This window comes from Flagellimonas sediminis, assembly GCF_010500845.1.
In the GTDB taxonomy this organism is placed as follows: domain Bacteria; phylum Bacteroidota; class Bacteroidia; order Flavobacteriales; family Flavobacteriaceae; genus Flagellimonas; species Flagellimonas sediminis.
Genome location: NZ_JAAAMI010000006.1, coordinates 188,608 through 213,688, shown reverse-complemented (window position 1 = coordinate 213,688; position 25,081 = coordinate 188,608). Strand labels below are relative to the sequence as shown.

Sequence of the window (25,081 nt, the reverse complement as noted above, 5' to 3'; positions counted from 1 at the left end):
CGAGTGCGGTCGAGAGGTGCTTTTGATGTGTAATTGGGTCTCGCATCTCGACTCCGCTCGATGTGACAGCTCGACCTGAATTTTTTATCCTTTTTTGATATGGCTAATTTTTTCATAGGAACTCACGATTCCCTTGATCAAGGAAGAACTCAAACCTTGGTGTTCCATTTCGTTCAAGCCTTCAATGGTGCACCCTTTGGGTGTGGTTACCCTATCAATTTCCTCTTCGGGATGGCTGCCCGATTCAATCAATAGACTGGCCGCTCCGTTACAGGTGTGCATGGCCAATTCTTGGGCTTCCTTGGCATCGAAGCCTAATTGAATGGCCCCTTGGGTGGTGGCGCGGATCAAGCGCATCCAAAAGGCGATCCCACTAGCACAGATCACCGTTGCGGCCTGCATTTGGTCTTCGGGAATTTCCATGGTGTGGCCCATGCGGTTAAAGATAGCCTTGGCCAAATCGATACGTTTTTTGCCCAATTCGTTGCTGCAAATACAAGTCATGGATTTACCAACTGAAATGGCTGTGTTGGGCATACTGCGGATGATAAATTTATCCTCCCCGATGATACTTTCAATTTTTGGGATGCTGTACCCAGTGATGGTACTGATGATCACATGTTTTTCGGTCAACAGGTCCTTGCTTTGTTCCAGCAAGGTTGTAAAATGACCGGGCTGGACGGCGAAAATTAGAATATCGGAATTTTTTATGGCCTCCAAATTGTCGGAGGTCACGGTCACATTCCCATATTTTTCCCAATCCTTGATGGATTTGGTGTTCCTTTTAGTGAGGTACATGGTGGTGGCGCCGTTGGTGTGTAAAATACCTTTGGCAATGGCCAAGCCCAAGTTCCCTGCTCCTATGATGGCTATTTTCATATTTTTCTTATTTGTCATTCCCGCACTTTGCTTTGCTCAGCATAAACTCCAGCGAGAATCTATTTATATCAAGGTTTAACCCTTCGACTCTGCTCAGGGTTCCAGTTTAAAATACCCCTGCTTTTAACAACAGCCCTTCGGTCTCTGGAAAACCGAACATTAGGTTCATGTTCTGTACCGCTTGTCCAGAGGCGCCTTTCAACAAATTATCGATGGCCGAGGTCACCAACAAAAGGTCCTCGTGCTTATGCAAATGGATGTGGCACTGGTTGGTGTTCACCACTTGCTTCAAGTTGATTTCCTCTTCAGACATGTGGGTGAAAACGGCATCCTTATAAAAAGCAGCATATAGTTTTTTTGCATCGTCCAACGAACCTTCAAACTGGGTGTATGACGTGGCCAAAATTCCTCTAGTGAAGTTGCCGCGATTCGGTAAAAACATCAATTTGCCTACAGCATTGCCAAATGATTTCAAGCTTTCCCCAATCTCCCCCAAATGTTGATGGGTAAAAGGTTTGTACCATGAAACATTGTTGTTCCTCCAACTGAAATGCGAGGTAGCGGACAATCCTACACCGGCCCCTGTACTCCCCGTTACGGCGTTCACATGGATTTCATGGTTCAACAAATCTGCTTTGGCCAAAGGCAACAAGGCCAACTGAATAGCTGTGGCAAAACAACCGGGATTGGCTATCGCTTCTGCAGATTGAATGGCAGACTTGTTCAGTTCCGGAAGCCCATAGATAAAACGCTTACCATTAAACATGGAATCGGCTTGTAATCTAAAGTCGTTGCTCAAGTCGATGATCTTGGTGCTTGCCGAGAACGGATTTTCATTCAAGAATGCCTTGGAATTCCCGTGGCCTAAACAAAGGAATACAACATCTACATTGGGATTGATTTCTCCAGAAAATTGGAGGTCTGTCATCCCCAAAAGATCAGGATGCGCCGAGGAAATCGGTTTTCCCGCCCTTGTGGTGCTATATACAAAGTCGATTTCGGCATGGGGATGGTTGAGCAGAATTCGAATCAGCTCTCCACCCGTGTATCCGGAACCGCCAATGATGCCCGTTTTAATCATAATCCTGGTTTACGTGGTTGGCTATTTTCCCCGAGTTGGACAAAATCTTGATAAAGCCCTTGGCGTCGTCAGCCGTCCAACCCTTGTTCATTTCTCCATAACTTCCGAAGGAAGCGTTCATGAGATCGTGTTCGGAAGAAATTCCGTTCAATTCAAAACGGTAGGGATGAAGGGTCACAAAAACATCTCCCGAAACGTGCTTTTGGGAATCGGTCAAAAACGCCTCGATATTGCGCATCACCTCATCCAAATAATGGCCTTCATGCAACAACATGCCATAAAAACTGGACAATTGCTCTTTTTGGAACTGTTGCCATTTGCTCAAGGTGTGTTTTTCCAATAGGTGGTGTGCTTTGATAATGATAAGGGGTGCAGCAGCTTCAAAACCAACCCTGCCTTTAATCCCAATAATGGTATCACCCACATGGATATCCCTACCGATGGCATATTTGGAAGCAATTGCCGATAGCTTTTCAATATTGGCCACTGGATGGTTCTCTTCGCCATCAATGGCCACCAACTCCCCTTTTTTGAAGGTGAGTTTTACCTCTTTTGGAAGTTCTTTTTCCAACTGGCTCGGATAGGCGCTGTCCGGTAATGATAAGTGGGAAGTCAAAGTTTCCGAACCTCCCACGGATGTTCCCCAAAGCCCTCTATTCACTGAATATTTGGCTTTTTCCCAAGGATAATCGATGCCGTTTTTCTGTAGGTACTCGATCTCCACTTCCCTGGCCAATTTTTTGTCACGGATAGGGGTAATGATCTCGATTTCAGGGGCCAAAATCTGAAAGATCATATCGAACCTTACTTGGTCGTTACCCGCTCCAGTACTTCCGTGGGCGATGTACTTAGCGCCGATTTTTTTGGCGTGTTTTACAATTTCCAACGCCTGTACAATCCGTTCCGCACTTACAGAAAGGGGATAGGTATTGTTACGAAGTACGTTTCCGAAGATGAGATATTTGACCACGGTATCGTAAAATGTGGAAACCGCATTGATGGAGGTATAGCTTGTAGCTCCCAAGGCAAGGGCCTTTTTCTCGATTTCCTCGATTTCGGTTTTGGAAAAACCTCCAGTATTCACGCTTACCGCGTGGACTTCAAACCCTTCGTCCTGTGAAAGGGATTTGGCACAATATGAGGTATCCAATCCGCCACTGTAGGCTAAAACTAATTTTTTCATTTTTATAATTCTTTAAATTCAATGTCAGTTCGAGCGCAGTCGAGAACTGACATCCATTATTGTTTCTTTTTTAGAAAAAGGGTTTCCTTGATCTGTTTCAATCTTTGGAAAACCTTGCTGTCAATTTTTTTTGGTTCTGTTTTTTTGGCCGTGGGATCGTACAACATACCCGTGCAAAGGCACATTTTCTTCTCCGTACGGGTAAGGATGTCGAAGTTTTTACAGGTTTGGCAACCTTTCCAAAATTCAGGATCGTCCGTTAATTCAGAGAACGTAACGGGCTTGTAGCCCAGTTCGTAGTTCATCTTCATCACGGCAAGACCTGTGGTGATCCCAAATATCTTGGCATCGGGGAATTTTTTTCTGGATAGGTCGAATACGGCCTTCTTGATCTGCTTGGCCAGTCCCTGGTTTCGGTAATCGGGGTGTACGATCAATCCGGAGTTGGCCACAAAATCCTTGTTGCCCCAAACTTCGATATAACAAAACCCGGCGAACTTATCTCCATCTAAAGCAATGATGGCGTTGCCGTTCTGCAACCTTTTCATGATATATTCGGGGGTACGTTTGGCAATTCCTGTTCCGCGGACCTTGGCAGATTCCGCTATGGTATCACAGATGATCTGTGCGTATTTAAAATGTGATTCGTTGGCAACTAGAATATCCATTGCAAGCGTTTAAACTGTAAAAAAATAATAAATTGTTGATTGTATTGGGGAAATGGACTCACCTATTTCCAATAAAAGACTGCACCCTTACGGGCGGCGACGGGGGCTAAATGGACTGATCGGAGCGGGTACGCTCAACGTAAATGCTATGTATTCTTGTCCTTTCATTTGAGGGCTAAAAGTACAAATTAATTCCAATAAGCCTAGGAACGGGTACTATTTTTTGAAGAAATATAACTTTTTTGATGCCACTCCTATCATTTCATAAATAAAATAGCCAATCACAAAAATGTATTCAATGGCCAATAACCAAAGATGCTCCTTGTAATCCACATTGGCATAGGCCTGGTAGCTCAAAATGACCATCAACGACCACAACAACGGAAACTTTAGGGATGAAAATATGGAAATCCCCATGAGGAAGACCACGTACCAAGGGTGCACGGTGCTGGTCAGAAAGTAATAGCAGGAAAGTGCCAAAACCATTGAGGTGATTGCGGTAGGCAGCTTTTGGTTTTTCAAAATGAAGGCAATCAATAATGTGGCTAAGACAACAATTTTGGTAATCATGGCACCATAAGCATCAATAAGTTCCCATGGTTTGGCTTCGTAATAGGTCACTGCAATTTTCTTTACCACATTATAGACTCCGGCGTTAAACTCAAAATTGGAAAACCAAAGTTTCAAAGTTTCGGAATAATTGTCGAGGAAAACCGGGGAGTAAAACGGGAGGAGTAAGGCAAAACATGCTAGTATGGTTAGTACATAGAACCCAATACTTTTTTTGAAACCAAGGTATTTAAGTAGAACAGGCAACAATAGCAGGGGAACCAATTTGACCATAATGGACAGTGCATAAACCGGGGAGGCCCATATCCACTTTTGTTTGGCCAGTAGATAGAGCGACCATGCAAAGAAAAACAACATGACCCCTTCAAAATGGAGATTCCCTGTAAGTTCTATGATGACCAAGGGATTTAAAAAGTACCAAAAAACCATATGGTTGGCTTGGTTAAGCTGTTGGAGCAACTTCCTTCCGAAGTAAACCACCCCAAGGTCCGCCAAAATGATGATCAATCGCATGGCGATCATGGATCCCAAAACATTTCCCCCGCCCAAAAAGGCGGAAAGGGCAAAAAGGATTTGGTTTACAGGAGGGTAGTTGCTGTAATGGCCTGCATTCAGTTCGGTCATACCCGCATGCAGTTCCTGCATGTTGGCGAATACTACCTTCCCTTGTTCCATCAACTGGTCTGGGGTGTACAAGTAGGGATTGATTCCATTCTTGATCAATTCCCCGTCCCAAATAAAGCGGTAAAAGTCTTGGGAAAGATTCGGCTCTGCAAGCAAAAAAACCAATCGGAAAAGGATGCCTATCACCAGAAGGAACTTAAAGTTCCATTTTTCAAACTGAATGATCTTGTAGTACAGGAAAAAAGTTGCACCAAAGAGCATGAACATTTTTACCGTGTCCGTGCGGACAAGATCATAGGCAAACGAGGCGTAGAACAGCATACTGGCGATAGCAAAAAGTATCGGGTATCTGTGCAGTCGCCAATAAGATTGCATGTTTTATGCCTTGGAGGTCAATGATTTAAAGAAAACGAAACCAAAACCTAGGAACAACATCAAATGGAAAGGGAACAATCCATAATCGTTCAAAGGCACGGCACTGTACATTCCGAAAAGGAAATAGATCATCAAGGCGAATTCCAAAATCATGTTAGGTGAAAGCTTTTTTGCCAAGTATTTGTTGCCCTTCCAAGAATCCGTAATGCTGTTGATGTTGAATTTTGGGGTACGAACAAATTCACTTCTTTTGCCCAAATGTCCTTCCAAAACAGCAACGGTATTGTGCAAAGAGAAACCCAATGCCACAGAGAAGAAGGTAAAGAAGAGTTTAATATAGTCCACAAAATTGTCGAAACTACTACCCTGAATGCTCTTGTAAGTGAACCAGTAACAAATGAAAAGGATAATGGTACTTACAATGAAGAAGCTGGTTACTTCAAAGATCCAACCCAAATGTCCATAGGTGTTTTTGATGTAAAGCATAGGGATACTCAACAAGGCCACGATGAACACACAAAGGAACATGGAACTGTTCAGCAAGTGCATTACGCCGTGGAACTTGGTCTTGAACGAAATGTTCTTGGAAGTAATCACACTCCAGAAGGATTTTCTAAAGTTTTCGGCACCACCTTTGTTCCAACGGAATTGTTGGGAACGGGCTGCACTAATTACCACTGGAAGCTCTGCTGGGGTTTCCACGTCTTCCAAATATTTGAATTTCCAGTTTTTCAATTGGGCGCGGTAGCTCAAATCCAGATCCTCGGTCAAGGTATCGCCTTCCCAGTTACCGGCATCAAGGATACATTCCTTTCTCCAGATACCAGCGGTACCGTTGAAGTTGATGAAGTGTCCTTTGGAGTTTCTTCCAACTTGCTCTAGGGTAAAGTGTGCATCCAAGGCGAAGGCTTGAATACGGGTCAAAGTGGAGTAATCACGGTTGATGTGTCCCCAACGGGTCTGCACCACACCGATTTCCTCGTCCTTGAAATAGGGAACGGTCTTTTTCAACCAATCACCTTCGGGAAGAAAGTCGGCATCAAAAATGGCGATGAACTCGCCTTTTGCAATGGCAAGACCTTCTTTAAGCGCTCCGGCCTTGTACCCTTTTCTGTTTTCCCTGCGGATATGTTGGATGTCCAATCCAGTTTTCTGAAGTTCTTCGATTCTTCTGGCGGTCTCGAAAACGGACTCGTCAGTGGAATCATCCAAAACCTGGATTTCCAATTTGCTTTTTGGATATTCGATCTTGGCGATATTGTCCAGCAGACGTTCCACTACATACTCTTCGTTGTAAATGGGCAGTTGGATGGTCACAAAAGGGATTTCCTTGGGGTCTAGTAGGTTGAACTTGGGAGCCTCCTCGTTTCGCTTTTTATAGCCCAAGTAGTTGATCAAAAGATTCAACTGAGAAAGGCTATACATAAAAATCAAGATTAAGGCTGTACTGTAAATGCCGATGATGATGTAAGCGATAGTAAGTCCCATTATTTTAAACTGTATTTAAAGATCCAACCCAAGATTTTTATGCCCGCAAATATAGTACCTTTTACCGTACCTGATACTTTTGATACCCCAATTCTTCGTTTGTAACGTACTGGTATTTCGGCATATGACATTTTTTTTCTTAATATTTTTAACTGCATTTCCACAGTCCACCCATAAGTTGTGTCCTGCATCCCCAATTCTTTGAGCTTTTCATATTTTATGGCCCTAAAAGGTCCTAAATCCGTAAATCTTGACTTAAAGAGCACCCGCATCAAAAAAGTGGCCAATTGGTTCCCAAAAACCTGTTGCGGGGTCATTGATCCGGGTTCCCTTAACGATTTTTTCCGCGCCCCGACCACAAAATCCACATCATTTTCCAATATTGGGGCGACCACCTTATCCAATTCCTCGGGATAATCTGAATAATCTCCGTCGATAAATACGATGATATCGGGTACTTTGGATTGTTTGGATATGTATTCCAATCCTTTTAGACAGGCATAGCCATATCCCTTGCGGGTTTCGGTGACTACGGTTGCCCCGGCTTTACGTGCATTTTCTGCCGTATCGTCCTCGGAACCATTGTCCGCGACAATAATTTCGGTAACATGTTCGGGCAATTCGGAAACGACCTTTCCTATGGAATCTCCTTCGTTGATTGCGGGAATAATGACTCTGATATCCGCCATGCGAGGGGGGTCAATTTTGGTTTGTGTTTGAGGACCAAAACTAACCTTTTCTTTGGATTTTGGGTGGAAATAAGCAGGAAATGAAAGTTGGCAACCACAGATTTATGGGATGTTTATTTTTGATTCACCAAACTCATCAAATCCACATCGTTTCCCAAAAGAACTTGGTTACTATCGATTCTGCCCTCCAATGGGCCATTTTCCAGTTTGAGCACACCTCTGGGGCAAACCGCGGAGCAAATGCCACAGCCCACGCAGCTGGCTCGAACAATGTTTTCGCCCTTTTGGGCATAGGCGCGTACATCGATACCCATTTCGCAATAGGTGGAACAGTTACCACATGAAATGCATTGACCGCCATTGGTGGTGATTCTGAAACGGGAGAACAATCTTTGTTGGAAACCTAAAATAGCAGCCATGGGGCAACCGAAACGGCACCATACCCTGCTTCCAAAAATGGGATAGAAACCTGTACCGATCACTCCGGAAAAAATACTTCCAATCAAGAACGAATAGGTCTTCCGAAGGGTTTCCGATTTGAAAAGGAACACATGACCCCCATCACTGAAAAAATGAAACCCGATCAAAGCCATAATGATTACAAAATAACCGATGGCACCATATTGTGCATCTTTTTGCAATTGGTCTCTTTTAAAAAGCATCACCCAACCAAAAACGAGCGTTAGCAATACGGTTACCCCGATTAAAAAAGTACTTTTGGTAAGCCAATATTTGCTGGTATCGGTTCCCAAATAGGAATAGACAACCGCAGTGGTCATCAGGGTGACAAAAACAACCACGCTGTGAACTACCCAACGTTCTATTTTCCAGGCATTCAACGATTTATCACTCAATTGTCTAAAAGCATCCCCGGCAGTTTCGGCCAATCCCCCGCAACCGCAGACCCATGAGCAATACCACCTTTTTCCATATTTATAAGTGAGGATGGGCGTAATCACGAAAATGGACAAGATGCCAAAAATCAACAGGGCAAAGCCGATATCACCCGAACTTAAAAAACCTTTTATGCGATACCCTTCAAAATTGTAATAGTTCAGCGGCCAGACACTTTTTAGGTCGTAATAGGGAAGGCTTCCTCCATTGAGGATTTTATGTCCGTTCAAACGGGCCATCACTTCGGGAATAATGAAGGCAAAGGCCAATTGAAAGAACATCACACTGAACGTCCGTAATCTTTCATAGCGGTTATGGCGGTATTTCCAAAGGAATTTCACCCCAAAAATTAAAATGGCCACCGTGTACAACGTGCCATAAACGAACCATTGGCTAGCGGGATTACCGCTCAATAATTTGCTCAAAGGGTCAAAAAGTGCAATGACACCTTTATTTTCCCCACCATTCACTTGGCCCAAATACTCGGGATAGAAATAGAGGATGATGTAGAACCCGGTCAAGGCCAGTCCGGCCATCCATCCCCATAAGCCCCTGCTGGAAATAGATTTGAACCATACCCCGTCATTTTTGATACCTGGGAGTTTATTGGAATAGGTATCCCATGAAAACCATATAGTTCCTAGGGAGATTGCCAATAAGGAAATCGTTAACCACAATGTTTTGTTCGGAAAGGAGACATTAAATGCGGCCAATAACAGAATGCCCATGCCTATCATGCCCAAAACGGTAGCAAACTTTTGGTTAAGGCTTAAACTTTTGGGTGGTTGCCCGGTCAGGGCCATACTTTTATCGTAGTTGCTCATGGTCAATGATTATCATCCCAATTGGAAGATTCTTTTTAAGCTTTTCTTTTTCAGTTTGATGGATTTTCCAAAATCGGTATTGAATTTGGAAATAATATGGCTCTCGTAGGTCCTGTAAAATTCTGGGTCGAAATTCGCATCGGCTAGATGAGCCACCACAAAATCGATGTCCCTTTTATCGTTGAGCCATTGGTCAATCACCTGATGGCGCAAACGGATACCAAAGGTATTGATACCCAACAGCTGTTTGGAATCTTGATCAAATGCTATGGTGATGCATTTTTTTTCATGAGGATGTCGCCAGTGAAAATGGACTTCGTTCTCTTTTTTCTTCTTTTCTGGAAAAACCCATCCGTAGGTCTGGTATTCAATGTCCAGGAACTTGGCCGAATTGAACCAATGTCCTGGATTATACTCCATTTTGTTGCCACAAATGGTCTGGGCCAGAGTCTCGCCCATCATGCGGCCTGTATACCAAACGGCTTCCACGGGTCTACGGTTGCCAATGGCTTCGTGTTGTTCCGCGCAATCACCAATGGCATACACGTCTTGTATATTGGTTTCCAAAAATCGGTTCACCTTAACGCCACGGCCCAATTCAATTCCAGAGTCTTTCAAAAATTCGATATTTGGAGACACACCAGCCGTCAACCCCACCAAATTACATGGAATTTCTTCTCCGGTTTCTTCCAAGACCACCGATTTTACCCTTCCATTCTCATCTGGAATAATTTCCTTCAAAGTTGCATTCAACCGAAGGTCGATATGGTGCTCCAGAATATGCTCGTTGATCATTTGGGATTCCCCGCCCGGTAGAACTCCATTCCAAAAACTACTTTCTCGGACCAAAAAAGTCACGGGAATGTTACGTGTCCGAAGCATCTCTGCCAGTTCAATACCGATCAATCCGCCCCCAACGATCACGGCCCGTTGGCAAACTTTGTTGTTCGGGGCATTTTTTTCCAAAAGATCAAGATCTTGTTTGGAATATAGTCCTTGAACACCATCCAAATTCTGGCCCGGCCAACCAAATTTGTTGGGTTTGGATCCCGTAGCGATGATGAGTTTGTCATAAGGGATAGCATGGCTGTTTTCTAATAAAACGCTTTTATTGCCAGTGTTAATTTGGGTTACAAAACCTTGGATCAGATCAATGCGGTTCTTTTTCCAAAAATGGTTTTCGTAGGGTTGGGTGTGCTCAAATTTCATGTGGCCCATGTACACATACATCAGAGCGGTCCTGGAAAAAAAGTACTGGGTTTCAGAAGAGATGATGGTAATCTTTTTATCGGAAAGTTTACGGATATGTCTGGCAGCAGTTACGCCGGCAATCCCATTTCCAATAATGACGATGTGTTCCATGGGTTTGGTCTGTTTAAAAACTTGAGTCGTACTAAAATTATGGAACTTAACACAATCTCAATAAATTAGTATGATTTTAAGGAGCGACACTTTGTATAAAAATGTATTTTAGAAGCGTATTTTATTGACTATGAAGAAATTGATAATACTTGTTTTGCTGATTTCCCTCTCCTGTAAAAAGAACGTGGAGGACAAGGTGAATGGGGTAAGTTTTGTGAGTTCTGGGGATGAAGTGGCACAGATCCATGTAAATCCCGTTCTGGATATCCATGCCAATTATGCGGCCATTATGCCCTTCGGGTTTATTCCCGAGGCCGACTCTTCCGAGTTGCTATTCAACTCTGAGAGGCAATGGTTCGGGGAAACAAGGGTTGGGGCGAAACAGTATATAGAAATGTTGCACAAAAATGGGGTACATACCATGATGAAACCCCAAATTTGGATCCGCCGGGGGGAGTTCACTGGAAATCTGACCATGCAAAGTGAAGCCGAATGGGAGAAGCTCGAAGATTCTTATTCCAAGTTCATTTTGTTGTATGCCGAATTGGCCCAAGAGACCAATACTGAAATTCTTTGTATTGGTACCGAACTCGCTTCCTTTGTCAAGAACCGTCCTGAATACTGGAACCGCCTTATTGCTGAGGTCAGGAAGGTTTACAAAGGTAAAATTACCTATGCTGCCAATTGGGACGAATATGCCAAAACACCATTTTGGGACAAGCTCGATTATATAGGGGTGAATGCTTATTTTCCTATTTGCGAGCGTCAAAACCCTACCATGCAGACCATGCGGGAAGGATGGCAACCTTGGAAAACAAAACTGAAGGAACTTGCCTTGGAAGTCAAAAAACCGATGTTGTTCACAGAGTTTGGTTACAGAAGCATGGACTATACGGGCAAAAAGCCTTGGTTGGTGGACCGAAATGAAGAAAAAGTAAACCTGCAGGCCCAAGCCGATGCCACACAAGTACTTTTTGAGGAATTTTGGGACGAAGAATGGTTTGCTGGTGGATTTGTATGGAAATGGTTCATGCACCACGACAAAGTCGGGGGGCTGGCAGACAATCGGTTTACACCCCAAAACAAACCTGCGGAATCCGTGATACGAAAACAGTATGCCAAAGTAAAGAAGTACAGTCTATAGCCCGTGAAAAAATTGTGGGAAATTTTTTGCGGTACCTGTTAAATAGTTGCCGTTTTTTCGCCATATTTGTGTACACCCCTTCCCCTAAAAATTACAGTAATGAAATCAATATCAACCCTTATTATTTGGGTCTGGGCGTGTTTTGCCATTTTTGCCCAGGAAGAAACGTATTATAAGGTCGTAGCCGAACAAGGAGATGGGATATTTTCGATGCTTCGAAAACAAGGACTTGATCCCGCTAAACACTATGAGGAATTCGTAACGTTGAATGCGGGCCAGATCAAGGATGGCAGTTTTCTTAAGGTCGGGGTGGAATACAAGATTCCACAAGTAACCGACTCCTTTAAAAAAACAGGGGTAATGGTCAAATCCGTAGAAGGCACTGAAGCTCCTATTTTTGACAAGGAACTGGCCCAAATGAACCTGAAGAGCGAAAAACTTAAGGATGCGGTGTATTACCTCATTGTGGATTCCAGTAAAAATACAGATGATAGTTTTGTGAAAGAAGTTGCCCAAAGTCTGGCCGCCGATCTTATGGTGAATGGGGCCAAAGTTTATATTTTGGGAAATGAAATTCCAGAAACCGTGGTGACAGATAGTGTTATGGTCACTGAAAACCAGCGAATGGGCAAGTATATTGAAGTAATCAACAAACGTTACCTTCAAAATAGTGGCAAATACCAGCGGGTACTCATCATTCGTGCCAAGGGCGTGACCGAAAAGACCAATATGGATGTTGCCGTGTATCACTATAACAAAAGTGAACAAGGACAGCGGTTTGCCGAGAATATCAAGAACGTTTTTAAGAAGAACAGTATCTCCAACAAGTCGTATAAAGATGTCAATATGATTTTTGAGGACCAGAACGGCTTATATTTGGCAAAAAATATGTTGCCGGCCATTAGTTTGCTGACGTTGGAGAACACGTCCAAGGAATCGAATGACAAAATTGCCGTCCGTCCCGACAGGAAGAAATTTGCAGGGTGGATCAGTAACGGAATCATGAACGACTACGTGGACCTGGAAATTGAAAATTGAATGATAGACCGAAAGAACCCCTTTTCATTTCTATTGATATGCTTGCTGCTGTTCCCCATTTTTGTTGGGGCGCAAAAATCTTTACCGAGCGTGGTGGCCGAAAAAGGAGACGGTATCTATTCTTTACTCCGTAGATATAATGTGAGTCCCACCAAGTATTACAACAAATTTGTGGAACTGAACTTGGAACGATTGGGAGAAAGCGAGTCCCTTTATGTGGGCCAATCCTATTTGTTACCGGATACGTTGGCCCTTAAAAAGGTTGAAGAGACCAGTACAGGGATTATCTATCCTATTTTCGGTAAGGATTTCGCCAAGATAGATTCTGTGAGTAACCGTTTGGACGATACTGTTTATTACCTTATTTCCGGCCATGGCGGTCCCGACCCCGGAGCAGTCGAAAAATATGAGGGTAAATTAATTTCCGAGGATGAATATGCTTATGATGTTACCCTTCGCTTAGCTCGAGAATTGTTATCCCATGGAGCAGAGGTACACATTATTGTGCAGGATGGGAACGATGGTATTCGCGATCAACGCATTTTAGAATTGGATACGGATGAAACTGTACTTTCCAACACCATCCCCTTAGGGCAATTAGCCCGCCTAAAACAACGTACCGAGGCCGTAAATGACCTGTACATGAAGAACAAGGGGAAATACCAACGCCTTTTGGTTACCCATGTGGACAGCCGCAGCAAAGGAACCAATATCGATGTGTTCTTTTATCATCACGAGAACAGCAAAAACGGTCAACGATTGGCCGAGAGCATACACCAAACGTTTTTGGCGAAATACAAGAAATTTCAACCGAATAGGGTCTACAGTGGGACCTTTATGGAGCGCAGTGGTCTCTATTTGGTGAAAAATACGCTTCCGGCCATGGCCTATATTGAAATAGGGAACATCCGAAGCAAACTCGATCAACGCCGGATTTTGGATCCGGATAACAGACAGGCCTTGGCCAAATGGATTTCCGAGGGAATCCTTTTGGACTATGAATCCTCCAAAGATTTTACAGCCAAATAATTAGCAACAGCCCCCGCCATTATAGTGCCAGGTACTTTCGCTTACATGGATTTCATCAGATTCCTTGGCTAAAGCGGCCGCTGTTTTGTCACAAACCGCTAAAGGTTGGTTCTGCAAAAGTACGTGCCCCTTTTTGTCATCAAAATATTCCTCGTTTCCATAATAAATGGCCGTTTTGCCTGTGAACATGCAAGGCCCATCGGCTGGCATGGGATCTTTAATGGCGGCAATTTCTATGGATTCAATATGGATGAGTTCATCCGTGGGGTAATGGTTTGGAGACAATACCCGGTATGATCTTCTACCTCGTATTTCGATGGTGCCAAATCCTGCATCGGTAAGCACTTTTACATAATCTTTCAATGGAATACTGCCGCTCAGGCACTGAGCGCGTAACCTGTCATCATTACGTAGCGCGTCATTCATCGGTTGTTCGCAGATGGGGTCGCTCATCACCAAACGGCCATGGGGTTTCAACACACGGTACATTTCTCCAACAGCTTTTTTAAGATCTTCCATTTTGAAGATATTGAAGAGACAGTTCTGCGCGGCCACATCAATACTTTCATCTTCAACAGGAAGGTTTAGGGCATCGCCTTTTACCAAGTTCACAAAATCACTTTGGAACCAATCGTTTTCTTCTTCTGCTATTTTGAAGTTCTTTTTTGAAGCTTCCAACATTTCATCCACGGTGTCCACTCCGGTTACCCCTCCCTTTTGTCTGGAGAAATAGGCAAATTGAAGCAGTTCCATGCCTCCACCGACACCTACATACAGAATTTTGGGATTGTTGACCAAATCCTGGGCTGAAACCGTACTGCCACACCCATAGTTCATTTCTTGCATGATTTTGGGAATGGACAATCCCGGGAATTGCCAAACAGGCGTAGTGGTACAACAAAGCCCAACATCGGGGGTCAGGGCCGCTTCTTTGTAAAGGTCTTGGGTAGCATCTAAATAGCTCATATTTCCTTGATTAGTTCTCTGAATAATTTGATCATTTTGGGTTCTGCCTTGGCAGCGATGTCCAGAATCTCCTGAATATTAACAGGTTCCAGGTTTTCTGGGTCGCATTCATCCGTCAACACAGATACCGCTACAACAGGTAGTCGTAAATGATTGGCAACAATTACTTCGGGTACGGTACTCATACCCACAGCATCTGTACCCAGAATTTTCAGCATCCTATATTCTGCCTTGGTTTCCAGTTGGGGCCCTACCACGGAGGCGTAGACCCCTTTTTGGATGGAAATACCTTCCCTTATGGCAATGGCATGTATTTTTTTGCACATATCCACATCATAGGGTTCGCTCATGTCCACAAACCGATTGCCGAACTCGGAAACGTTTCGGAACGCCAATGGTGAACCACTTTGAAGATTGATATGGTCTTCGATCAACATAATATCCCCTTTTTTAAAGTTGAGGTTGATGGCACCTGCGGCATTGGAAATGAACAGTTTTTTAATGCCCAACAGATGCATGACCCGTATGGGATAGGTGATGTCCACAAAATCATAGCCTTCATATAAGTGGAAACGACCCTGCATCACCACCATTTTTTTGCCCTCTATGGTTCCAAAGATCAATTTGCCTGTATGGAATTCTACCGTGGCCAACGGAAAGTGTGGGATATGGTTATAGTGTGCCTCGATGGGGTTTTCTATATGATCGATCAATTGGCCGAGCCCTGTGCCCAGGACTATGCCTATTTCAGGGGTTTCGAATCCCCTTTTTTTCAAATATTCAACAGATTCTTTTAATTGTTCCTGCGTCATGCTTTTATATGTTTTATAAAGGGCTGAAAAGCCCCAATGTCTTTAATGTCTTCGTAGTAATCCACGTCGTTCCGCTCGTCCAAAAGGGCAATGTTGGCTCCTTCCATATCTTGAATGGTCGATGCAAGTACCGAATCGGTGCCCCATGCCTTGTTCTGGAACAGTTTTTCGTTCAATTGCTTCATTCCCAATAGATAATACCCGCCATCTTCTGCAGGCCCTACCACATAATCATGGTTTTTCAATTGGTGAAAGGCTTCTTCAAGATCCTTCTGGGCCAAGTGGTACATATCACTTCCTATAATGATGACTTGGTCGAAACCTGCTTGAAAACTTTCCTTAAAAGCATTCAACATCCGTTCCCCAAGATCGTTCCCTACCTGCAATTTTTTCTGATAAAAGTGGTTGTCCCAAATATCATTTTCCCAAATCTCTTCCGAATAAAAGACCCATTTGTCCACGCCTAAATACTTGGTCAGTGATACCGTATGGTCCAAGAGGAACTTATAGATTTCAAGTGCAGCAGGGTCCCCGACCGTGGCGGCCAATCGGGTCTTGCATTTACCAAGTTCGGGGTTTCGCGTAAGAATCAAAAGAAGGCTTTTGCTCAACACATTTGAATTTAGAAAGAGATTGCAAAATGCTGTTTAAAGATAGTTAGATTTTTCTGTTTCGATCCTAGATTGATGCATGCTTTATTATTTGATAACCTGCTTCCGAAATGGCTGTATACATCATCCATCCACATAAAATGATTATCTTCAACCAAATGCGCGTAGATGAACAAATTGTACTTTTTAGGGGCCATAACTTTAATGGTGTTGGGTTGCAAGGATAAGAAAACCGAGGACAAGGTGGTTACGGAACCTGCCTATTATTCGGAACCCTACCGGCCACAGTTTCATTTTTCACCTGAGGCAAATTGGATGAACGACCCCAATGGACTGGTGTATCAGGATGGGGTATATCACTTGTTTTATCAATATTATCCCGACGATACCGTTTGGGGTCCCATGCACTGGGGGCATGCCGTGAGCAAAGATCTGGTCCGTTGGGAACACAAACCTATTGCCTTGTATCCTGATGAACATGGGTTGATTTTTTCCGGTAGCGCTGTTGTGGATAGTCAGAATACTTCTGGGTTCGCTAAAAATGGGGAGACACCTTTGGTGGCCATTTTTACCTATCATGATATGGATGGGGAAAAGGCAGGCAGAACGGATTTTCAGACCCAAGGGATTGCCTATACTCTGGATAACGGCGATACCTGGACCAAGTTTAAGGGCAACCCCGTCATCGGGAATGAAGGTATCAAGGATTTTAGGGATCCCAAAGTTACTTGGCATGAGGCATCTAAAAGGTGGATTTTGACCTTGGTTGCGGGAGATCATGCCCAATTTTATACATCACCCAACCTGAAGGATTGGACCTTGACCGGGGAATTTGGTAAGGACTACGGTGCCCATGGTGGCGTTTGGGAGTGTCCGGACCTGTTTCCATTACAGGTTGATGGCGAAAACGAATCCAAATGGGTATTGATCATTAGTATAAATCCTGGGGCACCCAACGGCGGTAGCGGGACCCAATATTTTATTGGGGATTTTGATGGAAAAACCTTCACCACAGACCAAAAGGAACCCAAATGGATTGATTATGGTACGGACAATTATGCTGGGGTTACCTATAACAATGAGCCCAATGGAGATCGAATTTTTATTGGGTGGATGAGCAATTGGCAGTATGCAAGGGATACCCCAACGAAAAAATGGCGAAGCTCCATGACCGTCCCGAGGAAATTGACACTACAAAAAATCGGGATGGATTATTATTTGACCAATTTCCCTATTAGCGGAATAGATGGCCTGGCCTCTTCGGAACTTACCAAATCTTGGGAGGTGGGTTCAAGTGAAACGGCAACACAAACCATAAACGGTCTGGACCAGTCTAGTATCCAATTGAAAACGGCATCAAAGGATTTTAGTATTGTTTACGGGAATTCCTTAGGTGAAAAGGTGGTTTTAACTTTGAATGCGGGGCGAAATCAGTTTTTGGTGGATCGCAGTGCATCTGGTAAGATTGATTTTCAAGAAGACTTTGGAAATAAGACCCATGTAGCACCACTACAACTTTTGAACGGCGACCCTGTGGAGATGGAAATTCTATTGGATAAATCTTCCATGGAAGTGTTTATCAACGGTGGTCTATTGGTGATGACGGAGCAGGTTTTCCCGAACGAGCCCTATAATTCCATAACGGTTGAAAACAATGATCCCGAGGCAAACGTGATAGTGGAAAGTATCAAGAAAATGGAATCCATTTGGTAATTGGGCCCTGATCTGATCATTGTCAGTTTTTTTAAACTACTTCCTACCGATCTTTAGGAAAAATTATTCCTATGCCTACCACCCATGAACAACTTGAACATTTGGCCGTCCAACTGGAGGAGGTTATCCATTTGATTCAGGGACAGGACGAGGGGATTCTTGCCAAAACTTCGGGCGTTTGTCCAGAATATTCCAGAAGTGCCCAAAATTTGATGCATTATGCAGCCTTCCGAAGTCTCGATGTTCGGGGAATGCAAAAATCATTGAAACAGTTGGGATTGACCCGTTTGGCCAATGCCGAAGGAAATATTTTGGGAAGTTTGGTAAACTTGAAATCCATGTTGGACAATTTAAGGTCCAAACCATCTGAAGATGTAGTAGCCAAGTACTTATCCATTGGTGAGGGAAAAAAATTGTTACGCAGACACACCGATAAAATTTTTGGGGAGCATACCAAGGAAAGAAGGGTACGGATTATGGTTACCCAACCTTCCGAAGCGGCAACGGACTACGACCTGGTTTTGGGTATGGTGAAAAACGGAATGGACTGTGCCCGGATCAATTGCGCGCACGACGGCCCGAAAGTCTGGGAATCCATCATTGATAATATCCGAAAAGCGGAGAAGGAGTGTTCCGCCACCGTAAAGATAGCCATGGATTTGGCAGGGCCCAAAATTCGCACGGGGGCCATTGGGGAAGGGCCAAAGATCAAGAAATTCAGACCTGCAAAAAACGCCCATGGAGAGAAGGATATGGTATTCATCAAATTGGTGACCCAAGGAGGGCATGAACTGAAACCCAATGAAATTCCTGTGGATAAGCGGTGGATGGAAAAGCTTCGTGTCGGGGATGACATCAAGGTAAGGGATGTTAGGGGAAGAACGAGAAAGATCAAGGTGGTTCAAAAGGATAAAGATTTTGTTTTGCTTTTGAGCCCTAAGTCGATTACCCTGACATCTGGAACAATCTTGAAACCTTCAAGGAAAAAGCTGAATAAAGGAATGGTGGGGCAACTTCCGGGAGTGGAGCAGTTTTTATTGTTGAGGAAAGGTGATTATTTGATTGTTGGTTCAGAAGAGGACGAGGCCACTTTGCCCATTTTTGATTCGGAAGGAAATTTGGTCCAAGCTGGCAAGGTGAGTTGCAGTCCTCCGGAAATTGTCCGTAAAATGAAAGAAGGTACCCCCATACTCTTTGATGATGGAAAGATTGAAGGCATTGTGGTGGAAACCGCATCGGAATGGTTTAAGGTAAAGATTGTAAGGGCGGGTGAAAAAGGCTCAAAACTGAAATCGGAGAAGGGAATAAACGTGCCCGCCCTAGATTTGGGCATTTCTGGCCTGACCGAAAAGGACAAGGAAGACCTGAAATTTGTGGCAAAACATGCCGACATCGCCAACTTTTCCTATGTGAACAATGAGGAAGATGTAAAGGAGCTTTTAAATGAATTGGAGCAACTCGGAGCAAAGAATACCCTAGGGGTCATTTTAAAAATTGAGACGCAGATGGCCTACAAAAATTTGATAGGGATCCTCATTGCAGCCATGCAGGCCAAAAAATTAGGTGTCATGATCGCAAGGGGTGACCTTGCCTTGGAAGTAGGCTGGAAGAACATGGCCATGGTGCAAGAAAGCATCCTATCGTTCTGCAGCGCCGCACATATCCCCGTGGTTTGGGCTACCCAGGTTCTGGAAAGCTTGGCCAAAAAGGGCATGCCATCAAGATCGGAGATTACGGACATTACATCATCCGTGCAGGCAGAATGTGTTATGTTGAACAAGGGACCACATATTCAGGAGGCCATCGCTTTTTTGGACGAGGTTTTGGCAAACATAGAGGCTTCACATGATAAAAAAGAGGTAATGTTGCCTAAAATGCAATGGGGATGAAAACGAAAAAGGCACCTAAAAGGTGCCTTTGAAAGAGACATTATTAAACTACAGGAATTTTTTGATGGGTAGTGTTTAGTATAGCTCAAAAAATATAATTGTAGAGACTGCTAATAAGGGAATAAACCGATAGTGCAATTACAAAATACCAAAACAGGTATCCTAATTTTACTTCAATAGTGTTCATTTTTCAGAGTGTTTGCTTATAAGATTGAGGTTATCTGCTGTCCGAAATTAGTCAAAACCCCTTACCCACAATCCACATTTTTATTCGTTGCAGGAATTAACACGTAACTGGTCAAAAATGCCTTGTAAATGGAAAAACCGCCAATTAAGGCGGTTTAGGTATATTGTAAACAATGTATTTATTTGGTTTACAGTTTATTGTGGTGTAAAACTGTAAAAACTAGCTACATCACTTCGGGTGGTCTCAGTTGTCAACGCAGTGTTTCTCTTGGTATTTAGACCAATGGGGTACCCTTAAGTCGCTTTTCTATTTTACGCTTCTTTTCGGTAAGACTTTTCATGACCTCCATTAATTTGGAGTCCTTGGTCTTTTTGTAGATCTCGTTAATGGAAAGTATGAGTTTTTTGGCCTCTCTGGAGGCTTCAACCCTATCGCTGGTGGACATGTGGCTCATGGGTCTGTTCTCAAACTCCTCTGCCTGTGCTAGTAACTCTTGGGTCATTTTTGTTTAAAGTTATGCTGAGTCCGTTAAATATAAGAGTTGTCGCCATATTTTCTTGTTATGGAACCATTTGATTTTCATATTTATGAAAACATTAAGAGTTTAAGATTCAATACTTTATAAAATGTTAAAATAAGGACCCTAGGGTGCCATTATTTGATCAAGGCTGGCCCTGTACCTCGTTTTTATATGATTCAAGTTAACCTTAAAATGAATTGAGGAAAACATTCAAAAGTTCCAAGCGTAGTTTTGGTTTATACAATTCAAAAACTTTCGATATGGCAATTATTGGAAACATTATAAAAGGATTCATTGAAGCGAGGGATACCTTGAGCAAGGAGCGAAATCCTATCGAAGAACAGAAAAAAGTACTCCAAGAGCTTTTGGAAAAAGCCAAGGAGACCCAGTTTGGACAGCATTATCAATTCGGTGCCATTTTAAATTCAGAAAACGTTGCAAAGGCGTATGCTGAAACAGTACCTTATTTTGATTACAACAAAATTTCCGGTGAATGGTGGACACGTACCTTAAAGGGCGAACCGAATGTGACGTGGCCCGGAAGTCCTGATTTTTTTGCCCTGAGTTCCGGTACCACTGGGAAAAAGTCAAAAAGAATTCCCGTGACCGAGGATATGATTGCTTCCATAAAAAAGGCAGGCATAAAACAAGTATATGCACTGAGCAATTTTGATATGCCCGCCGATTTTTTCGAAAAAGAGATTATGATGTTGGGCAGTTCCACCGATCTTCGGGAGCGGCAAGGCCATAAGGAAGGGGAAATTAGTGGTATCAGTGCCAGTAATATCCCTTTTTGGTTCAAAAAGTATTACAAGCCTGGCGAAGAGATTGCCAAGATAGATGATTGGGACGAGCGGGTACTCACCATTGCCAAGGAGGCCAAAAATTGGGATATTGGTGCCCTTAGTGGTATCCCTTCATGGATGGAACTGATGTTAAAAAAGGTCATCGAATACCATAACCTAGAGCACATCCATGAGATTTGGCCCAATCTGCAGGTGTATACCTCTGGTGGGGTGGCCTTTGATCCCTATGAGAAAAGCTTCAATGCCTTGTTAGGAAGACCTATCCAGATCATTGATACCTATTTGGCCTCGGAAGGCTTTATGGCGTTTCAAAGTGGACCCGATACCAACGCCATGAAATTGATTACGGACAATGGGATTTATTTTGAATTTGTACCCTTTAAATCGGAGTACATCAACGAGGATGGTTCCTTGGTAGAGGATGCCCCGGCTCTCACTTTGGATCAAGTACAAAGAGATGAGGATTATGTTTTGATCATCTCCACAGTTTCCGGTACTTGGAGGTATTTAATTGGGGACACCATTGCCTTTACGGACGTGGAAAATGCCGAGATCAAAATAACGGGGAGGACCAAATTCTTTTTGAATACAGTTGGGTCGCAATTGTCCGTGAACAAGTTGAACGATGCGGTGAAACATTTGGAAGAGGAACTCGATATCAAAATTCCCGAGTATACACTTTGTGCCAAACGTTTTGACGATGGGTTCTATCATTCCTGGTATTTGGGATCGGATCGGTCCGTAGATAGCACCAAAACTGCCGAAATCCTCGATTCCTTTTTAAAACAGGCCAATAAAAATTACAAAGTGGCCCGTTCCAAGGCATTGGAAGGTGTAAAAGTTGCCTTTGTGCCCCAAGAGGTATTTGCCGAATGGAGCGGGGCCAATAAGAAAAAGGGCGGTCAGGTAAAGATGGAAAGGGTGATGGGGGAAGAAAAATTCGAGGAATGGGAAGCCTTCGTGGCCCAAGAAATGGAAAACTAACCGCTTTTGGACGAATCTTTCTCTTCCACCATTTCCATGATCTCATCCGGGGATAGGTAATATTGTTTGATCCTATCCTTATAGGTTGGATGAATGGCAGAATTGTCCAAGATGAACCTTTTGGTCCTTAAAATATAGTCGGACATGCCGTGGGTCACCGCAAAGGAATCCGCAGCACGTTCGGCTTTTTTCACAAATTCCTTTAAGAGAACATATCTAAACCCAAATCCGATGAGGTTGAGCCCACTTCTGTGTTGGTAGTCCATAATGTGTCCCATTTCGTGCCCCAGCCATCCGACCAAAACATCCGACGGTACATCTACCGTTTTGAACTCTTCCCCGGTAATCTTGAATTTTTCACTGATAAAGATGGTATAATCCCGCTTGTCCTTTGATCGGAACAAAGCCCCAAAAGTGGGTTGGGCCTGCATCACTGACTTTTTGATGTTCTTCTTGAACCTGAACTCAATAGGAATGTCCTTGAGCTCTGGATAATGCATCAGGGCGATCCGAACCTCTTTCTCTATACTTTTTGGGATTTTTTTATTGGGCTGGGACACAAGTTGCGGAATTAAGATTAAGCATGTAATGAACAGTACTAATTGTTTAAATCGTTTTCTCAAAACAAATGGGTAAAAAAAAGGGGAAACCTATGGTTGCCCCTTTTAAGGTGTTAGTGTTTATTTTAAAACTGGTATCGGAGCCCCAAGGCAATATCAAGGTCCAGATCATCGGAATAACGGTCGTTAAAACCAAGCTCCGGCCTCATATCCAAAGAAATCACCAGGGGAATGTCAAAATCGTATTCGATACCCAAGTCACCGGCTACAAGTGCAAAGGCACCGTCATTATCACCGGCATCAAAAGAGCCTACACCACCACCGGCACCCACATACCAGTGGAACCCTCCGTCAATAGGCATCACCCATTGGTACAGGCCTACCAGTTTAAAGGCATCTACGTTATTCGAGTCTCTCCATCCGAGGTCAAACTCCAATCTGTTATTTTCTTTTAAGTACCGCTGATAGGAGATTTCCCCGCCAAATCCGTCATTGTCCCCAACACGTATACCTAGGGCGTTCTTGGCTATACTCTGGGCGCTCATTGTGGTGGCTCCCAATAAAAAAAGAATAATTAAGATATTTTTCATGATGTGTTTATTTTGATACAAAACTAGATTGAAGCTCATGGGAAGCTTGTCTCATTTCAATCAATCATTGATCCATTACCAATTAAAGAATTGTTAAAGAAGGGGCTTTAGGAATTTGAAGAGTCCTTCCAAGAATTTTCGCCAAAACGGTCTGTTGCGAAAGCGTTCCAAGGTCATGATATCCGCTTTTTTACAAACGGCAAAAAATTCTTCCTTAAGTTCTGAAGTAATCTGCTGGTCATAGATCAAAATGTTGGCCTCGTAGTTGAGCTCAAAGCTGCGGATGTCAAAGTTCCCCGAACCAATGGAGACCAGATCGTCATCCACCACCAAGATCTTGCTATGTGAAAAATCTTCCCGCAAGTAAATGTTCACGCCAATGGTTAGCAATTCCTCAAATTGGGAGAACATAGCGAACTGGGCCGCAATGGAATCCGATCTTTTTGGAACGAGGAGGGTAACATCCACACCTTCAAGGGCCACTATTTTTATTGTCTGAAGAAAGGCTTCCCCTGGCAAAAAATAGGGATTGGCGATCAAAATGGATCGTTGTGCCTGGTTCATCATGCTGATGTATTGCTGCATGATCGCCGGATGATCGGAATCCGGGCCGCCGACCACCACTTGGGCGCAGGCAGATCCCATTTGATCCTGTTCAAATAGGTAGTCCTTTATTTGAAAGTCTCCATTCTTGCTGGCAAAATAATAATCCTTCAAAAAAACCAGATGGATGTCATTAACGATTGGGCCTTCCAATTTTAAGTGGGTATCCTTCCATTTGCCCAGTTCGCTCTTGGACGTGATATATTTATCCGAAACATTGACCCCTCCTGTAAAGGCCACTTTATTATCGATTACGACAATTTTTCTGTGGTTTCTAAAGTTGAGGGAAAACAACAGGTTGTTCAGGCGTATGGGCATTATTGGATGGATATCCACACCAATGTCCTGGAACTTCTTTTTGGGCTTTCCCCTAAGGTGATAACTACCTAAGGAATCATAGAGAATCTTAACCTGTACACCTTCCTTGATTTTTCTTTGAAAAAGATCCAACATTTTGTCCAAAAGGCCACCTTGTTCCAAAATGTAGTATTGCAGGTGGATAAAATGTTCGGCCTCTTCCATGGCCTTGAAAAGCGCATTGAAAGTCTCCCCCCCATCCTGTAGCACCTTGATCTGGTTGCCACCTGTGGCCTTGGTGTTGGCATTGGATTGGATTAGGGTACTCAATCTTTTTTTGCGGATATCGGTATCAAAATTGACTTGGTGCTTTTCAAAGGAGGAGCCTTCCGGAAACCTATGGTGTCTCCTTCTCTCAAATTCCTTGCCGTTGAAGAATTTGAACTTTCTCCGGTTCATCCCGAACAGATAGTACAACACCACTCCCAAATAAGGCAACGCCACTATCGTTAAAACCCAACTGATGGACCTTGAGGGGCGTCTACCATGGTAGATCACGGCACCAATGGCCCAAACGGTCAAAACCAGATATAGTATGGTTAATGCTATTTTCATGGGTTTTGTTCAAGTGTTTAACTATGTTAACGTGTAAAATTGAAAATGTAAGAAATTAAAATCGGGTAATACAACCCTAA

The 25,081-nt window shown here is 43.5% G+C and carries 22 protein-coding genes; 6 read left to right on the top strand and 16 right to left on the bottom strand.

Translation table 11 applies throughout. The features are described 5' to 3' along the window. Positions 1-84 precede the first annotated feature (84 nt). The 9 genes from proC to GTK07_RS13255 form a co-directional block, all read right to left on the bottom strand. A complete protein-coding gene (gene proC, locus GTK07_RS13295) occupies positions 85-879 on the bottom strand; it encodes a pyrroline-5-carboxylate reductase (protein WP_163635736.1) in 795 nt (264 codons plus the stop codon). A 106-nt stretch (positions 880-985) separates the two neighbouring features. Further along, positions 986-1,960: an N-acetyl-gamma-glutamyl-phosphate reductase gene (gene argC / locus GTK07_RS13290; RefSeq protein WP_163635735.1), complete on the bottom strand. Its 975-nt coding sequence runs from the start codon at positions 1,958-1,960 to the stop codon at positions 986-988. Beyond that, entirely contained in the window at positions 1,953-3,143 is a 1,191-nt protein-coding gene (locus tag GTK07_RS13285; RefSeq protein ID WP_163635734.1) for an argininosuccinate synthase, read from the bottom strand. Before GTK07_RS13285 ends, argC begins: the two co-directional genes overlap by 8 nt. Before the next feature lie 56 nt (positions 3,144-3,199). Continuing rightward, a complete protein-coding gene (locus GTK07_RS13280) occupies positions 3,200-3,811 on the bottom strand; it encodes a GNAT family N-acetyltransferase (RefSeq protein WP_163635733.1) in 612 nt (203 codons plus the stop codon). A 216-nt stretch (positions 3,812-4,027) separates the two neighbouring features. Next, positions 4,028-5,380 (bottom strand): MptA/MptB family glycosyltransferase, encoded by a 1,353-nt coding sequence (locus GTK07_RS13275; RefSeq protein ID WP_163635732.1) that lies wholly within the window; start codon positions 5,378-5,380, stop codon positions 4,028-4,030. A 3-nt stretch (positions 5,381-5,383) separates the two neighbouring features. Further along, on the bottom strand, positions 5,384-6,868 hold the full coding sequence (locus GTK07_RS13270) for a cellulose synthase family protein (RefSeq protein WP_163635731.1): 1,485 nt from the start codon (positions 6,866-6,868) through the stop codon (positions 5,384-5,386). Next, positions 6,868-7,557: a glycosyltransferase family 2 protein gene (locus GTK07_RS13265; RefSeq protein ID WP_163635730.1), complete on the bottom strand. Its 690-nt coding sequence runs from the start codon at positions 7,555-7,557 to the stop codon at positions 6,868-6,870. Before GTK07_RS13265 ends, GTK07_RS13270 begins: the two co-directional genes overlap by 1 nt. A gap of 113 nt (positions 7,558-7,670) precedes the next feature. After that, the gene (locus GTK07_RS13260; RefSeq protein ID WP_163635729.1) at positions 7,671-9,275 is read right to left on the bottom strand and encodes a 4Fe-4S binding protein; all 1,605 of its coding nucleotides are present in this window, start codon (positions 9,273-9,275) and stop codon (positions 7,671-7,673) included. A 12-nt stretch (positions 9,276-9,287) separates the two neighbouring features. Further along, complete coding sequence (locus GTK07_RS13255) at positions 9,288-10,637, bottom strand: NAD(P)/FAD-dependent oxidoreductase (RefSeq protein ID WP_163635728.1); 1,350 nt, start codon at positions 10,635-10,637, stop codon at positions 9,288-9,290. Positions 10,638-10,767: 130 nt separating this feature from the next. Between GTK07_RS13255 and GTK07_RS13250 the strand changes: the two genes are divergently transcribed. The 3 genes from GTK07_RS13250 (at position 10,768) to GTK07_RS13240 (ending at position 13,848) form a co-directional block, all read left to right on the top strand. Then, a complete protein-coding gene (locus tag GTK07_RS13250) occupies positions 10,768-11,781 on the top strand; it encodes a glycoside hydrolase family 113 (protein ID WP_163635727.1) in 1,014 nt (337 codons plus the stop codon). 99 nt (positions 11,782-11,880) lie between these two features. Beyond that, positions 11,881-12,819 carry an N-acetylmuramoyl-L-alanine amidase gene (locus tag GTK07_RS13245; protein ID WP_163635726.1) on the top strand — a complete coding sequence of 313 codons (939 nt, stop codon included), beginning with the start codon at positions 11,881-11,883 and terminating at the stop codon, positions 12,817-12,819. Beyond that, on the top strand, positions 12,820-13,848 hold the full coding sequence (locus tag GTK07_RS13240) for an N-acetylmuramoyl-L-alanine amidase family protein (protein ID WP_163635725.1): 1,029 nt from the start codon (positions 12,820-12,822) through the stop codon (positions 13,846-13,848). On the opposite strand, the gene arsM is transcribed toward GTK07_RS13240, so the two are convergent. From arsM to GTK07_RS13225, 3 genes are read right to left on the bottom strand one after another with little or no spacing between them, the layout of a single operon-like run. Then, positions 13,849-14,814 carry an arsenosugar biosynthesis arsenite methyltransferase ArsM gene (arsM, locus tag GTK07_RS13235; RefSeq protein ID WP_163635724.1) on the bottom strand — a complete coding sequence of 322 codons (966 nt, stop codon included), beginning with the start codon at positions 14,812-14,814 and terminating at the stop codon, positions 13,849-13,851. Further along, on the bottom strand, positions 14,811-15,626 hold the full coding sequence (locus GTK07_RS13230; RefSeq protein ID WP_163635723.1) for a purine-nucleoside phosphorylase: 816 nt from the start codon (positions 15,624-15,626) through the stop codon (positions 14,811-14,813). The genes arsM and GTK07_RS13230 overlap by 4 nt, the downstream gene beginning before the upstream one ends. After that, the gene (locus GTK07_RS13225) at positions 15,623-16,237 is read right to left on the bottom strand and encodes a TIGR04282 family arsenosugar biosynthesis glycosyltransferase (protein ID WP_163635722.1); all 615 of its coding nucleotides are present in this window, start codon (positions 16,235-16,237) and stop codon (positions 15,623-15,625) included. The genes GTK07_RS13230 and GTK07_RS13225 overlap by 4 nt, the downstream gene beginning before the upstream one ends. Positions 16,238-16,405: 168 nt before the next feature. Between GTK07_RS13225 and GTK07_RS13220 the strand changes: the two genes are divergently transcribed. Both GTK07_RS13220 and GTK07_RS13215 read left to right on the top strand, forming a co-directional pair. Beyond that, positions 16,406-17,950 carry a glycoside hydrolase family 32 protein gene (locus tag GTK07_RS13220; RefSeq protein WP_163635721.1) on the top strand — a complete coding sequence of 515 codons (1,545 nt, stop codon included), beginning with the start codon at positions 16,406-16,408 and terminating at the stop codon, positions 17,948-17,950. A 71-nt stretch (positions 17,951-18,021) separates the two neighbouring features. After that, positions 18,022-19,839: a pyruvate kinase gene (locus GTK07_RS13215; protein WP_163635720.1), complete on the top strand. Its 1,818-nt coding sequence runs from the start codon at positions 18,022-18,024 to the stop codon at positions 19,837-19,839. A gap of 461 nt (positions 19,840-20,300) precedes the next feature. Here the strand turns inward: GTK07_RS13215 and GTK07_RS13210 are convergent, their stop codons facing one another. Continuing rightward, positions 20,301-20,528: a hypothetical protein gene (locus GTK07_RS13210; RefSeq protein ID WP_163635719.1), complete on the bottom strand. Its 228-nt coding sequence runs from the start codon at positions 20,526-20,528 to the stop codon at positions 20,301-20,303. 278 nt (positions 20,529-20,806) lie between these two features. Here GTK07_RS13210 and GTK07_RS13205 point away from each other — a divergent pair, with 278 nt between their 5' ends. Continuing rightward, the gene (locus GTK07_RS13205) at positions 20,807-22,336 is read left to right on the top strand and encodes a GH3 family acyl-acid amido synthetase (protein ID WP_163635718.1); all 1,530 of its coding nucleotides are present in this window, start codon (positions 20,807-20,809) and stop codon (positions 22,334-22,336) included. Here the strand turns inward: GTK07_RS13205 and GTK07_RS13200 are convergent. The 3 genes from GTK07_RS13200 to cls form a co-directional block, all read right to left on the bottom strand. Beyond that, entirely contained in the window at positions 22,333-22,896 is a 564-nt protein-coding gene (locus GTK07_RS13200; protein ID WP_313790813.1) for a hypothetical protein, read from the bottom strand. The two genes, GTK07_RS13205 and GTK07_RS13200, sit on opposite strands and share 4 nt — an antisense overlap. 125 nt (positions 22,897-23,021) lie before the next feature. Further along, a complete protein-coding gene (locus tag GTK07_RS13195; protein WP_163635716.1) occupies positions 23,022-23,486 on the bottom strand; it encodes a hypothetical protein in 465 nt (154 codons plus the stop codon). A 93-nt stretch (positions 23,487-23,579) separates the two neighbouring features. Next, positions 23,580-25,001: a cardiolipin synthase gene (gene cls / locus GTK07_RS13190; protein WP_163635715.1), complete on the bottom strand. Its 1,422-nt coding sequence runs from the start codon at positions 24,999-25,001 to the stop codon at positions 23,580-23,582. Positions 25,002-25,081 lie beyond the last annotated feature (80 nt).

What these genes read in the sequence shown, in the direction of transcription:
- GTK07_RS13275 (WP_163635732.1), bottom strand. Translation starts at nt 5,380, where the DNA reads ATGCAATCTTATTGGCGACTGCACAGATACCCGATACTTTTTGCTATC.
- GTK07_RS13285 (WP_163635734.1), bottom strand. Translation starts at nt 3,143, where the DNA reads ATGAAAAAATTAGTTTTAGCCTACAGTGGCGGATTGGATACCTCATAT.
- GTK07_RS13260 (WP_163635729.1), bottom strand. Translation starts at nt 9,275, where the DNA reads ATGAGCAACTACGATAAAAGTATGGCCCTGACCGGGCAACCACCCAAA.
- GTK07_RS13220 (WP_163635721.1), top strand. Translation starts at nt 16,406, where the DNA reads ATGAACAAATTGTACTTTTTAGGGGCCATAACTTTAATGGTGTTGGGT.
- GTK07_RS13205 (WP_163635718.1), top strand. Translation starts at nt 20,807, where the DNA reads ATGGCAATTATTGGAAACATTATAAAAGGATTCATTGAAGCGAGGGAT.
- GTK07_RS13240 (WP_163635725.1), top strand. Translation starts at nt 12,820, where the DNA reads ATGATAGACCGAAAGAACCCCTTTTCATTTCTATTGATATGCTTGCTG.
- cls (WP_163635715.1), bottom strand. Translation starts at nt 25,001, where the DNA reads ATGAAAATAGCATTAACCATACTATATCTGGTTTTGACCGTTTGGGCC.
- GTK07_RS13230 (WP_163635723.1), bottom strand. Translation starts at nt 15,626, where the DNA reads ATGACGCAGGAACAATTAAAAGAATCTGTTGAATATTTGAAAAAAAGG.
- GTK07_RS13250 (WP_163635727.1), top strand. Translation starts at nt 10,768, where the DNA reads ATGAAGAAATTGATAATACTTGTTTTGCTGATTTCCCTCTCCTGTAAA.
- GTK07_RS13210 (WP_163635719.1), bottom strand. Translation starts at nt 20,528, where the DNA reads ATGACCCAAGAGTTACTAGCACAGGCAGAGGAGTTTGAGAACAGACCC.
- proC (WP_163635736.1), bottom strand. Translation starts at nt 879, where the DNA reads ATGAAAATAGCCATCATAGGAGCAGGGAACTTGGGCTTGGCCATTGCC.
- GTK07_RS13270 (WP_163635731.1), bottom strand. Translation starts at nt 6,868, where the DNA reads ATGGGACTTACTATCGCTTACATCATCATCGGCATTTACAGTACAGCC.
- argC (WP_163635735.1), bottom strand. Translation starts at nt 1,960, where the DNA reads ATGATTAAAACGGGCATCATTGGCGGTTCCGGATACACGGGTGGAGAG.
- GTK07_RS13195 (WP_163635716.1), bottom strand. Translation starts at nt 23,486, where the DNA reads ATGAAAAATATCTTAATTATTCTTTTTTTATTGGGAGCCACCACAATG.
- GTK07_RS13245 (WP_163635726.1), top strand. Translation starts at nt 11,881, where the DNA reads ATGAAATCAATATCAACCCTTATTATTTGGGTCTGGGCGTGTTTTGCC.
- GTK07_RS13280 (WP_163635733.1), bottom strand. Translation starts at nt 3,811, where the DNA reads ATGGATATTCTAGTTGCCAACGAATCACATTTTAAATACGCACAGATC.
- arsM (WP_163635724.1), bottom strand. Translation starts at nt 14,814, where the DNA reads ATGAGCTATTTAGATGCTACCCAAGACCTTTACAAAGAAGCGGCCCTG.
- GTK07_RS13265 (WP_163635730.1), bottom strand. Translation starts at nt 7,557, where the DNA reads ATGGCGGATATCAGAGTCATTATTCCCGCAATCAACGAAGGAGATTCC.
- GTK07_RS13255 (WP_163635728.1), bottom strand. Translation starts at nt 10,637, where the DNA reads ATGGAACACATCGTCATTATTGGAAATGGGATTGCCGGCGTAACTGCT.
- GTK07_RS13215 (WP_163635720.1), top strand. Translation starts at nt 18,022, where the DNA reads ATGCCTACCACCCATGAACAACTTGAACATTTGGCCGTCCAACTGGAG.